Below are 13,569 nucleotides of genomic sequence, written 5' to 3' on the forward strand. Positions count from 1 at the left end.
ATGAAAACACCAAGCTCTTACTTTATTCAACAGTTACAGATTTTGCTAGATTCCTAGGGCAATCTATCTCATTGCCTTTTTTCAAAGCCATGGTGTAGGCCATAATTTGTCCCACTATCGTATAAAGAATAGGAGATACTAAAGGATGGCTATTAGGAACATATATTTGATAATCTGAAACAGCAGCAATGTCTTCTTGTGCTTCCGAAGCCACAGCTATCACGTGTGCTTGCCGAGCTTTCACTTCCATAATACATCCAACCATCTTCTCATAGACAGTAGAGTCACCACAGAAGGTAATCACCAGAGATCCTTTGCTAATTAAAGCAATGGGTCCATGCTTCATTTCACCTGCAGGATAACAGTTTGCTTCAACATATGCAATTTCTTTCAACTTCAAGGCTGCTTCCATACAGATAGGATACATTAGGCGACGTCCTAAAAATATGAATCTATCCTCATGGTAATAAGCCTGTGCCCATGAATGTAAATTTTCATTTGCCAATAAACGATTGCATAACTCTGGAAGTTCCAGCAACCCTTTTCCACAAGCACAATGTTCTTCTAAACTTAGCGTATGTTTAGAAACTGTTAATTTTAATCCTAATAAGATAAGTAAAAGTAATTGGGCAGTAAAAGCTTTTGTTGAAGCTACACCAATTTCAATACCTGCTTCTAGGAATAAGCAATGATCCACTCCTGTAGCTAACGCAGATTCTTGAACATTACAAATCCCTAGAACACAAGCCACTTGTCTAAGACGAAACTCTTTTAAAGCTGCTAAAGTATCGGCTGTTTCTCCAGATTGGCTAATTAAAATCGCTAATGTCTTCTGTCCAATATATGCTCTTCGATACCGAAATTCTGAAGCCACTTCAACGTGAACAGGAATTGAGACTAAAGACTCTATAATGTACTTCGCCAAAAACCCGGCATGATAAGAAGAACCACAAGCAACTATAGAAATCTCATCAAAATCTTCTAAAGGAAAACCTTGTAAAAATTTCTCACTAATACATCCTTGAGGATCTATATATTTATGAACAAGACGTTCCAAAACCTCCGGCTGCTCATAGATTTCCTTAAGCATATAATAGCTATATCCTTGCTTATCCGAACCGGAATCGGTATACGTGACCTGACGAACTTGTTTACAAATACGCTTTAATGCAAAATTGTACGTCTCGACTTCATTACCAAGACCTACAATCGCCAATTCTCCAGAAGCTAAAGCCTGAATACTCTGCGTGTGTTTCAAGAAGGCTCGACTATCTGAAGCTATAAAATTTTCCCCCTCTCCCAATCCAATAATTAAAGGGCTCTCTTGAGATGCACAAAGTAAAACATCAGGATGATCTTTATGAATCAGGCCACACGAAAAACTCCCCTGCAGTTGAGATAAGGTCGAGGAGAAGCTGTGGATTAAATCTGCTGTAGTTTGATAATGAAATGCAAAAAGCTGGGCGATCACCTCAGAATCTGTATCTGAAGAAAAAGAAATCCCCTCAGAAAGAAGGAAGGATTTTAATTCTTTAAAATTTTCAATAATCCCGTTGTGAACAACAGCACAAGTAGAATTCTCATCTACGTGGGGATGAGCATTACTTACTGTAGGCACGCCATGCGTTGCCCAACGCGTATGGCCGATAGCTAATAAAGATTGTATGTTTTCTTGTTCTAAAGAATGTCTAAGTTCATCGACACGTCCTAGCGTCTTTCGCACAAACAGGCGTCCAAGATGAATAGAAGCTAATCCTGCGGAATCGTATCCACGGTACTCTAGCTTAGCCAAACCATCTAAAACTACAGGAATAGCTAATTTAGAACCTAGATATCCGAATATTCCGCACATACATTACCTTACTCTACCACGCCTACTCCCAACTCAGAATCAACGATGTCCGCTATAGTCTTAGCGAGAGAGTCTACTTGATGCTTCTTTAAACCCTCAACCATAACCCTACAAATATTTTCCGTTCCAGAATATCTTAATAAAACGCGACCAGAATCACCTAAAGATGATCTAACATCTCTAAGTGCTTCTTGAACTAAAGGCAAGGTATCTAAGGGGATTTTTTCTTTCACTGCAACATTGATCAGTGCTTGAGGACTTTTTACAATCAGGGATGTTAAATCTGATAACGTAGATTCGCTTTCAATCATAATCCGCAAAACCTGCAAAGCAGAAACAATACCATCTCCTGTAGTATTATAATCCAGAAAGATCATATGACCACTTTGCTCACCACCAAGGTTGACATCATACTCTAACATATTCTGTAAGACATGACGATCGCCCACGGGAGAAATTAATGCTTCTATTCCTACACTTTCAAGATATTTCAATACACCGAAATTGGTCATAACGGTAGCTATAACACGATTACCTCGTAAGAGATCCTTTTTCTTTAGATCATTAGCGCAGATACTTAAAATCATATCTCCATCAACAATATGCCCTTTCTCATCCACCATGATCACGCGATCACCGTCACCATCTAAGGCAATACCTACATCTGCCTTATGCTCAATCACAGCTTTTTGAATCACGGAAGGGAAAAGAGCCCCACAGCCATCATTAATATTACTTCCTGTAGGTTCACAACCATAACAAATCACTTCAGCATCAAGTTCTTCAAAAACAGAAGGCGCTACTTTATAGGCTGCCCCGTGGGCACAATCTAAAACTATCTTCAACCCTTTTAGTGTTCTTCCTCTGGGGAAAGTAGCTTTAGCAAACTCTATGTACCTTCCCATAGCATCCACGACACGTTTGTTCTTCCCTACAGCACAATCATCAGGGAGATTTCCAAACTCTCTAAGAGCAACCATTTGCTCAATACGTCGTTCTATGACATCACTAATTTTAAATCCTTCAGACGAGAAAATCTTGATCCCATTATCCCAATAAGGATTATGAGATGCGGAAATCATAATCCCAGCATCGGCACGGTAAGCACGGGTAATAAACGCTACTCCTGGAGTGGGAATGGGCCCCAATACTAAGGTTTCTATCCCCATAGAAGTCAAACCCGCAACCAGGGCATTCTCAAACATATATCCCGATAAACGTGTATCCTTACCTACGACAACACGGTGTTTCCCGGATTTACTTTCTTGTAGAACACCTGCAACAGCTTTTCCTAATAATACCGAAAGCTCTACAGTCATAGGTTCATAATTTGCTTTCCCACGCACCCCATCCGTGCCAAAAAGTTGCTTTACTTCCTTAGTCATTTATTCCCTTAAAGATTCGTTCTCAACAGATTAAGAGTGATTCACTCTTTCGGTTTATAACAGGCAAGATGCTCTAGAAACACTGTTAGGATATTCTTAGACAACAAGTGTTTACGATTATTGAATTTAAAGTTCTTTTCATCTCTCCCTCACACTTTTTAAATTTTCTATCATAAAAATTAGAATTGTTATTAGAAAAATCATGTGGTTCAGTTATTTTTGAACCTGACAAGCTCTCATCCTAGGTGGAATTGTCGATATGTGTAAAATTTTTCTAAAAATTATGATCTTGTTCTTTATGAATTTTTATAAAATTGTCCTCGTTCGTGATGAAAACACTGATTTTCTTAAGACACCGTCTGGTCTAATTATCGGAAAATTGGTGTAGTTTAGAAATCACAGAAAAGTAAAATGAAAATTCTATAAAGAAACGTAGATAAATAATCATAAAAATCCTTGTATGAGGTATAAATGTGTGTCTTTCTGCTAGGCATTTTGTTCTTGCAAACTTCAATGTTTTTGTTATGGTGAAATTCCCCTAGAAAAAAGAGTGCTCATATAAACCCTTTTTCTTCCAAGACTTTTTAACACCCGATATCTATAATAAATGGTCTGTGACAACAAAACTCTCTTGCGTAGAGGCTTAGAATTGTTTAGAAAAATTTCTAAATCTGCACCCACTCCAATTATCTACTCAGCTGCCGACCACAACATCAAACTTAAAGACTTTTCTCCACACGCACTTTCCGTAGTAAAGACCCTACGAAAAGCTGGACATAAAGCTTATATTGTTGGCGGATGTATCCGCGACTTACTACTCAACACAACTCCCAAAGACTTTGACATTTCTACATCAGCGAAGCCTGAGGAAATCAAAGCCGTTTTTAAGAATTGTATACTTGTTGGGAAACGCTTCCGCTTAGCGCATATTCGTTTCTCAAATCAAATCATTGAAGTATCTACATTTCGTTCGGGAAGTGCTGATGAAGACTGCCTCATTACCAAAGATAACCTTTGGGGAACTGCTGAAGAAGATGTTTTAAGAAGGGATTTTACCATCAACGGTCTGTTCTATGATCCTACAGAAGAAACTATCATAGATTATACTGGGGGTGTGAGCGATTTAGAGAATCGGTACTTAAGGACTATTGGCGATCCTTTTGTTCGTTTTAAACAAGATCCCGTAAGAATGTTGCGTTTATTAAAAATACTCGCGAGAGCGCATTTCACTGTGGATCCCAAAACATTAGAAGCTCTTCAAGAGTGCCGTTATGAGTTAATTAAGAGTTCCCAAGCGCGTGTGTTTGAAGAACTCATAAAAATGCTAGGTTCGGGAGTTTCCTCGCAATTTTTTAAATTAACGGCAAAATATCAGATTTTAGAAATTCTTTTCCCTTATATGGACAAAGCGTTTCGTCTCAATAAGACTCTAGAAGAACAAACCTTTGCCTGTTTGGATGTCTTAGATAGGCACATAGTCAACAAAAAACATAACTATGACCGTCATCAGCTCATGGCGATATTTTTATTTCCTATTGTAAACTTTAATGTACGTTATAAGCACCGCCAGTACCCGAGCCTTTCACTCACATCTGTCTTTGACTACATTAAAAATTTTTTAGGAAAGTTTTTTGCAGATTCATTTACCAGTTGTTCTAAAAAAAATTTTATTTTAACAGCTTTGATTTTGCAGATGCAATATCGGCTAACCCCAATAGTACCCACGAAAAAAATCCACTTCTTTAACCGGAAGTTTTTAAACCACGTACGTTTTTCTGAAGCTCTTTCCCTATTAGAAATACGTAGCTTAGTTTATCCTAAGCTAGATAAAATACTTGCTGCTTGGATAAGGCATTACCAAGCATTACAATTTAAAAAGGAACTTCCTTCTTGAGTTTAAACTAGCCATGTTTCCTCTTTATCTGGTTCGTCTGCTGTATCCCATAGGACTAATAGCTAATCTATTTTTTGGTTTTGCGTTTACTCTCCAGTGGTTTCTAAGTGAAAGACACAAAAGAGCTTGTGTCCCTAAGGCTTTTTGGATCTTTTCATCCATAGGGGCGATTTTGATGATTGCCCACGGCTTTATTCAAAGTCAATTTCCTATAGCAGTTCTCCACGGGGCAAATTTGGTTATCTATTTTAGGAACCTAAATATCTCCTCTTCCCGTAAGCTCTCTTTAAAAACAACTTTGATCATTCTTGCTGTAACACTGCTTCTCACTGCATTACCTTTTGCCTTAGAAGCTTACTATCATCCTAACATGCAGTGGATGGCTTCTCCTAATATCTTTCACCTTCCTCTACCCCCACCGAATATGTATTGGCATATGATTGGTTGTTTAGGATTGTTCACTTTTTCGTGTAGATTCTTTATTCAGTGGTGCCACTTAGAAATAAATAATCAATCGACATTACCGAAGCTATTCTGGCAGGTAGGTTTTGTGGGAGGTTTCCTGGCCTTTCTTTATTTTATACGCACAGGAGATCCCGTAAATATTCTGAGTTATGGTTGTGGATTGTTTCCCTCCATAGCCAATTTACGTATTATATATAAGAAATCACGTCTTTCGGAATTTCACAACCCCAGCTACTTCATATCTGCTGGAGAAGCTAGTGGCGACACTTTAGGCAGCGACCTTCTTCGCCATATCAAAGCTCTTCACCCCGATAAGCGCTGTTTTGGCGTTGGAGGACCTTTAATGCGCAAAGAAGGTTTTGAACCTCTAATCCACATGGAAGAGTTTCAGGTGTCAGGATTCTTAGAAATCCTCACCTCTATCTTTACTCTGCTTAAGAAATACCGAAAGCTATACACAGCTATTCTTAAAGAAAATCCTGAGATAGTCTTCTGCATAGATTTCCCAGACTTCCATTTTTTCCTTATTAAAAAGCTAAGAAAATGCGGTTATACAGGAAAAATCGTTCACTATGTCTGTCCGAGTATTTGGGCATGGCGACCTAAAAGAAAAAAGATCCTAGAAAAGTACTTAGATACCCTTTTGCTCGTACTTCCTTTTGAAAATGAGCTTTTCATAAACTCCCCTTTAAAAACAATCTATCTAGGACATCCTTTAGTAAAGACGGTATCGAATTTCCAACATTGCAAATCCTGGAAACAAACACTCGCTATTTCTGATCAACCTATTGTCGCCCTGTTTCCGGGTAGCCGACCTCGGGATATTCTCAGAAATTTACAAGTACAAATTCGTGCATTTCTTGCCTCATCATTAGCAGAATCACATCAACTTCTGGTATCTTCTTACAACCCGAAACACGATCAGACCATCCTCGATCTCTTAGAAAAGGAAGGTTGTTGTGGTAAAACTGTCCCAGCGATGTACCGTTATCACCTTATGCGAGATTGCGATTGTGCCTTAGCGAAATGTGGAACTATTGTCTTGGAAGCAGCTTTAAATCAAACACCTACAATTGTCACCTGTCTTCTTCGACCTTTTGATATCTTTTTAGCAAAGTATATCTTCAAGATCTTTATGCCTGCATATTCCCTCCCCAATATCATTACCAAATCCATTATCTTCCCAGAATTTATAGGAGGTAAATCTGACTTTACTCCTGAAGAAGTAGCAGCAGCTATTGATATCCTTGCTAATCCCAAATCTAGAGAAAAACAAAAACGTGCGTGTCAGACACTTCTTGAAACAATGGAAACAAATGTCGTAACGGTTCAAGAATGTTTACAAACTATACACTCATTAAAAAGTCGTTTTCATACAGAAAATGATTACTTGGGAAACTATGTCCAAAAGGATATCAGGACTAGTCTTTAAAACTTTCAATGATTTGTGTTTGACTAAAACAAGATATTGCCTTTCTTCCTAATTAGATTGGAACAAGGTAATGGAAAAACATGCAAATTTACAACGATTTAATGAAATGGACATCTATGCCATCTTAAAGCTATGTTTCAGATCTTGTTTTTGATTGTATTAATTTCCTGTTCATTTCCTGTATGCGTAATCGTTGCCGTTCAATTATATTATTAGATTCTTGGAGCCTTACTTCCACATTATAAAGCTCTGTTTCATAAGCTACCATACTTTCAAAATGCATTCGCTGTTCTTCTTGAAGTCGATTCTCACAATCTTCGTTTATTTGTTGCAAATCATTTATACGCTCATTAAGCTTGTCGATACAGGATTCTAGTTCATCATTTTCAAAGCGCCAAGTTTCTTCACTGTCAATGTAGGCAGCCTTGTCTTCTATACAAGTTTGTACAAGAGAATCGTATTCCTTTTTCATCTCAAGTGCACCGCGTTTATAATCAAGAACTTTATTTTGAAGACCTTGTATTTCTAAAAGCAATTTCTGTATCGTGGACCGATACTCATTATGTTTACCAAAATCTACAGTTTTAATTTTCCTAGGATAAGCAAAAATGTGCTTCACTCCTAACGCCAATAAAGCCAACCCTAAAATTACTGAAGTTACAGAAAGTACAACAACAAAAGAAGGCAGTAGAGAAGCAAAAGCAGCTACTGCAATGACATTAGAAAGAATGAAAACAACATTTATAGCTATCAAAGTAGTATAAACTAATAACTGCTTTTCACAAGAATATGTGGTCAAGGTATCAACACACGTTTGCTCTAAACGCTTAGGAAAAGATACATTATGCATAATCTCAAACACTCCAAATAAAAAATATAGGTAAGTCTTACTCTTTTCTATTCTTAGAACAAGGCATTATTCATGAATTCTTGAATACCAGAGGCATAGACATCCAATGCGTTAACAAATTCTATTAAGCTATTTCCCGTAGGAGTTGTTATTTGATCGTTTTTTGTGTTATCAGTAATCAATAACAAGAGATCTTGTAACTTACTTTTCAATGTGATAAGTTTTTGACTCAACTCTAGAAAAAATCCCCGGTTTTGTTCTCTGGACTCTAGATTATCTGTAAGAAAAAGCTGTAGGCTAGAAATCCTTCCCCTTAATTCAGCAACTTTGTTTGTTAATTCTTCAATTGTCTGATCTTTCAGAAAAATTAACGCAGAGTGTCCTTGGAGCTCGGAGTTCTGTTTAAAGAAGCAAAACCTAAGACTACCAGATATAAGTTTTTCCGCCTGTTCAGACTGACGAGCAATTATAGATTCTTTCTTAAGCAATTCATTACTAGCCTGGAGTCTCTCTATAACTATATGAGAAGCAACTTGATTTCCCTCTAGAGTATGCTTCAACTCTACTCATTCCTTACGTAAACGAGAAACCATCTTCTCTAAATCAGCGTGCTCTTGAGCCATCGCAGCATACCTATGTGTGAGGCTATTTAATTCATTTTGCTTGCTCTTTAAGAGAGTCTGCATTTGCAAAGCCTCTTCAATCTCATGATTCCGTTGATTTTGGAGAAGACAGTCTTCTTCTGATAAACGATTCTGTAAATCCTGTGAATATGTTTGTAACTTCTGAATGACACTTTCAGACCCCGAAACTTCGGGACTATGAAGACGAGCTAACTGCAAAATAATACAGGAGTGCCTTCCTCCTATGCAGAGAATCAATATAACTCCGAGAACTATACTAATAAGAATTCCGTTAAAAATTGCAGAAGATTGAGCATGGTATATCACAAGTAACGCTATCACAGACGCTATAACGGCTAAACCTGCAATAACTGCGAGTATAGAAGTAATAAGAACAATGTACGGTTTATTAATATGATAACGACTAGAACCTAATGGCTGCGCATTAGCAAGTTCTAAGCGATAGAGAAGTTTCATAAGTTTCTCGCCTAAACATAGTATGATAAACAACTAATCCTAAATAGAATAAGTTAGGAGAATATATGTAATGTATTTATTAGCAAGTTAATTATTTCTAGAATTAAGAAAATGGGACACTGACTGGATATGACACAAAAAAGTTCTAAATACAAGCAAGGTGGCTTTTTTAAGATTTGTAATAACTATAAAATTATCTAGAAAATTCATGTTTAGAAGATATACTTTCCTCATCATCAGCATTACTATCTTCTATCACCATATAAACCATTCCCGGATTCCTGACATAAGGATCCTATAACGTGATTAGCTTCAAACCAATCTGCATTATCATCATCTTCTTCATTATCCACAAATAGCATCTGCTAATCTAGAATCTAATTCTAGAGAAAGATTAACCACCTCACCTTTGATAACGAGTCATTATTGTTCTAGATCTTCTTTTTCTTCTTCAATTGAGAGACCATTTCCTCTCTAAGATAATCTAACTCTATTCTTATAGTTGTCTATTCAACTCTGTCTCGACCGCTTCTAGATTCTGTATATACTGACATAATCTCTCTTACTCTTCGCGGCTATACTGCATAATAGTAGCATGAAGATGAAAAAGGTTGTAAACAGCGACACAAATAATGAAAATAGAAGCGATTAAGGTAAGAGTCAGAACAATGATGTAAAGAAATCCCACCTAAATATGAGAGGCTACACAAATAATAGTTTGCGCAGCAATGATGATTATACTCAAGGTTATCCACAGAAAATGGCCTTGGAATCCACGAACAGAAATCCTGTTTAAATTCATACCTGCTCTAGAACAAAATGAAAAAACATCTCTATTGAGAAAAACAAAAGTTTCGTATGTAGGTAACACAAGGCTTTGCTTATACTTAAAAATCCAGTATATGTTGGTTAACTGTTATCCCGATCCCGATACAATTACCCAGGATGTAAGCAGGATCGAGACTGCATTTTACTCTCTAAATTTTTCTTAGAAGAATAAAGAGTTTATTACTGATGAAGAAGTAATCCAGCTCACTATACAAGATATACAGATAAATATAGACTTAGAGATATAAATGAGATCATAAATGAATCAAAAGAATGGATAAAAACCCGACTCTATTTACCCAATGGGGCAAAGATTACACTATTTTAAATAGACTATAGATCTGATTTATAGTCTTTTCTATAATTATCCCTCAAAATTGTTCTAATTTCTAGAACCGCCTACATAATCATCTGTAGCCGATACTTCGCTACTGTCTGCCTCAGAGAGAGCTGTATCACCTATACTACTAGAAGCACTCATTGCCAATTGTTCTTGTAATTGATCTAGATGTGCGTGCAGCCTGTCTATCCTAGCTATCAGATTAGATTTTTCACTTTGAAAAAGTTTAATCTCCTTGTTGCTTCTCGTCAAGCCGATCATTTAATGCTGCAACCTTACTTAAGAGACGTGCTGTTTCCTGCATTGTTGTTACATTAACTTTACTTGGTACAGAAGCCCCTAGTACCTTGATTTGATTTTGCATCTTAAGGAAGTCCTATTCTACTTTTTTCTTTTCCTATTCCAGCTCTTGAACTCTCTTTTCTAGAGACAGCTTGGCTGCAACTTGGGTATCCAGATCACAGTAGAGATTTCTCACCTCCTCCGTTAATCCATCTATCATATAAGCCAACAAAGAAACTCGATCTTCAAGATCTTCTATCGATCCTTGTCCTTCTTTGATTCAAGACATTGCACCGTAGTAACAAGATCTACATTTTGACTTATAAGGTTCCCAATACTCTCATCATAAAATTCAAGATTTTTCTCTTTTACAAGATCTATGACTTTACCTTGCAACTCTACTACTGTACTAACTCCCTCTCATCTTGTAATTGTTGCAAACAAGCTTCCAGCTCGTCATTTTGCTTTGATATACTTGAATTCGTTTTTCCAATTGTGTTAATTGCGCCTGTAAACTTTGTACGTTTTCCTCTAAATCACTTATGTTTTTCTAGACCGAAGCAACCTCTGAGGTCTTCTATCCCAACTCTTCTTGAATTTTTTGTACTTCTTTCGACACTTCTAGATAGCTCGCTGCTAATTCCTGGAGTGCGAGAACTTTAGATTCTAAAGAAATTTTTTCTCAATTAGCTTGTGCTAAATCACCTATGGCACGCACACTAACCTCATTGACAACTCGCTATAATATTCTTATTCTTCTGCAAACTACACTTCAAAACTAAGCTTTTCTCTTAGCTCAATTATTTCTGCCTGTAGACGTGTATTTTCTTCACAAAGTTGAGCATGATTAGAAACTCTTCGAGATTGAGAAACTAAATTATACATAGCCATGGAGAGAAGAATAACACTAGCTAGTAAAGCAATAGATACAAGAGCGACTAGAGTTATAGATGTAGGTAAGGCGAAGAAAACCAAAGCACCTATTAAAGTCCCGACAAGCACCATGCCTGATGATAAAGCAATAGTAGTCGCAATTCGTTGATATTTAATCGGCGATTTGCTGGAGAACATGTGTTGCGCTATAGGTACATGTGTCGCAATCGCAATGGGATTAGTCTTTACAGGGCCGGTTGTCATACACCACTCATTTTTAATAACATAACTCAGGACATTGAAGCAGTCATCACGTTTTAAATACAAGAATTTTATGAGTTAAGATAAATAAAAAACTTAAGTGAAAATATAGACAAATAACTTATGGACTAATATTTAATGAAATGAACGAGTTCCTTACATACGCCAGGCCTTAAAAATAGCCACAAGTGCACAATATTCTCCTTCTGTAGTTTTTCTACTGAACTGTGCGAATCTCTTTTCATACTAGACAAGACAGCGAAATCCCTATCACCCTAGACTGAACGCATCTTCTAAAAACGTATACGCGTTTGCGACTCATCTTTTTCCTGCACTAAAATACGAACTTGCTGATGTGTATAATGGGGGGGACAATTTTCCGAAAATCAATAAGATCATGATGAGAGTGAATTTGCTGAAGAAGATCTTCATAACTCCATATAAAACGTACATGGTTGATCCTTCTTTCTCTGTATCTAGGCAAGCTCTATTGACATTCGTTGTTGAGATTACTAACGTCCTCGACTATAATAAGCAATCCTTAGAACCTTTGGGAACCTGTATATAGCGTTGTCAAGCTCCTCCCTAGCGCCTACCCATGCTGATTTTTGATAGGTCTCTCTGACTGATACAACATTGGCAGGCGAGACTCTCTTGCTCGTATTCTGACAAAAAAGTTCATTATTCTCTTTCTATGGTTGCTACACTTTCCTATATGAGTATAGTAACTTCTGAGTGATGGCCTATAATCATTGATTACGAGATCTTGAATTATCTTCTGAAAAACGCTGAGAGTGAGATATTACAACGTGACAGGAAAAACATTGTAAACTAGCGCTGAAAAGTAATACCCCAATAACAACAGATATACCGATAATTGTGGTAGAATACAGTACTCCTAACTACTTCCCGAATAGAATCACAGCAGCTATAGTACAGAGATCTAGTAGTAATCAATAAACTTGCTGTTAATGATACAATCGTCATGAGAAAATGAACTCGAGAAGCAGAAAAATTACAGCAGCAACCTTCAGAGTTCCCCAATTTCAAATAGAAACAAGGAGAAATACATTTCATATAAAATCAATCCAATTTACAAATGGCTGGGGCATGGTATTTTCCACTCTATTTTATTTCAAACTCTTATTAAAAATCTGATTTTATGATTAGATGAACTTATGCAACTCATTTAAAATCAAAAGAAAAAGCGCTATCATTGAGAAAATTACATACTTTGAAGGAAAATGCGAAATTGAGGAAGGTAAACAAACTAAGTATAAAAAGAAAAGTGGAAGATACTTTCAGAAAAAACATTATCTCACTAATCTTTAGGAAATTCCTTTGTTTAATCGCTATTTTGTTTATTTTCATAATTTGTCATTCAGATGTTTTTTAATTAGAATTACTTCTTTTTATAGTTATATCGACTTCCTTTATCCGTAAAGTTATTGCTTAGACGCTCCCTTTCTATATCCGAGATCTGTAATTAAACACAGCACCTCAGAATTACTTTTTAGTCACAAATCATACATTGCTTATGAATGAGCTCCTCATCTAATCTTAACCACGCATGTGTGAATACAATATTGAATGACCGCTTCATGAATTTTGTAAGACTGAGCTATCTCTATAGCAAACATCACTCTGAATTGTTTCCTAACTACTCCACCAGTCCCGTTGCTGAATTATCTTTAAAACAGCGTTTACAGACATGTGCAGGAAACATCCACCAATACGTCTTTTACTTTTTCATCACAACTACCTTGTTGAAGCCGTCACCCGTATACTGCAAATCTAGTGAATGCGCGTATACTTCTTACTGTTATTCTTTCTGTAGTTGTCAGTAGTGTTCTTTTCGTATTTCTCTATCCGTTAAAACTCGCTCTCTTAGGAGTCAGCCTATGTTTGAAAGATGCTAAAACAGCTACAATATCCCCTCTATAAAGGTTTTTTCTTGTCATTTACAGGATATATGTAATGAAACGCTGTGTATCAATACCTATACCC

At 36.8% G+C, this 13,569-nt stretch carries 9 protein-coding genes and 1 pseudogene; 3 read left to right on the plus strand and 7 right to left on the minus strand.

All coding sequences use genetic code 11. The features are described from left to right. Nucleotides 1–22: 22 nt before the first annotated feature. Together glmS and glmM are read right to left on the minus strand one after the other, a co-directional pair. Nucleotides 23–1,852, minus strand: coding sequence for a glutamine--fructose-6-phosphate transaminase (isomerizing) (gene glmS, locus FI836_RS01535; protein WP_014943970.1), 1,830 nt, complete (start codon nt 1,850–1,852; stop codon nt 23–25). An 8-nt stretch (nt 1,853–1,860) separates the two neighbouring features. Beyond that, on the minus strand, nt 1,861–3,237 hold the full coding sequence (gene glmM, locus FI836_RS01540; RefSeq protein ID WP_006343452.1) for a phosphoglucosamine mutase: 1,377 nt from the start codon (nt 3,235–3,237) through the stop codon (nt 1,861–1,863). A gap of 607 nt (nt 3,238–3,844) precedes the next feature. Here glmM and pcnB point away from each other — a divergent pair. Both pcnB and lpxB read left to right on the plus strand, forming a co-directional pair. Further along, entirely contained in the window at nt 3,845–5,131 is a 1,287-nt protein-coding gene (pcnB, locus tag FI836_RS01545; protein WP_014943971.1) for a polynucleotide adenylyltransferase PcnB, read from the plus strand. A gap of 13 nt (nt 5,132–5,144) precedes the next feature. Continuing rightward, complete coding sequence (lpxB, locus tag FI836_RS01550; protein ID WP_014943972.1) at nt 5,145–7,028, plus strand: lipid-A-disaccharide synthase; 1,884 nt, start codon at nt 5,145–5,147, stop codon at nt 7,026–7,028. Between the two features lie 130 nt (nt 7,029–7,158). Here the strand turns inward: lpxB and FI836_RS01555 are convergent, their stop codons facing one another. The 5 genes and pseudogenes from FI836_RS01555 to FI836_RS01580 form a co-directional block, all read right to left on the minus strand. Beyond that, nucleotides 7,159–7,878, minus strand: coding sequence for a membrane protein (locus FI836_RS01555; RefSeq protein ID WP_014943973.1), 720 nt, complete (start codon nt 7,876–7,878; stop codon nt 7,159–7,161). A gap of 53 nt (nt 7,879–7,931) precedes the next feature. Continuing rightward, a pseudogene (locus tag FI836_RS05395) lies at nt 7,932–8,978 on the minus strand (IncA family protein). 1,210 nt (nt 8,979–10,188) lie between these two features. Further along, on the minus strand, nt 10,189–10,407 hold the full coding sequence (locus FI836_RS01570; protein WP_014943979.1) for a hypothetical protein: 219 nt from the start codon (nt 10,405–10,407) through the stop codon (nt 10,189–10,191). Between the two features lie 786 nt (nt 10,408–11,193). After that, nucleotides 11,194–11,565 carry a hypothetical protein gene (locus FI836_RS05305; RefSeq protein ID WP_234885810.1) on the minus strand — a complete coding sequence of 124 codons (372 nt, stop codon included), beginning with the start codon at nt 11,563–11,565 and terminating at the stop codon, nt 11,194–11,196. Nucleotides 11,566–12,393: 828 nt separating this feature from the next. Further along, nucleotides 12,394–12,639: a hypothetical protein gene (locus FI836_RS01580; RefSeq protein ID WP_139934563.1), complete on the minus strand. Its 246-nt coding sequence runs from the start codon at nt 12,637–12,639 to the stop codon at nt 12,394–12,396. Nucleotides 12,640–13,359: 720 nt separating this feature from the next. Here FI836_RS01580 and FI836_RS05310 point away from each other — a divergent pair. Then, a complete protein-coding gene (locus FI836_RS05310; RefSeq protein ID WP_014943986.1) occupies nt 13,360–13,506 on the plus strand; it encodes a hypothetical protein in 147 nt (48 codons plus the stop codon). Nucleotides 13,507–13,569 lie beyond the last annotated feature (63 nt).

It is taken from the genome of Chlamydophila parapsittaci (assembly GCF_006385615.1).
In the GTDB taxonomy this organism is placed as follows: domain Bacteria; phylum Chlamydiota; class Chlamydiia; order Chlamydiales; family Chlamydiaceae; genus Chlamydia; species Chlamydia psittaci.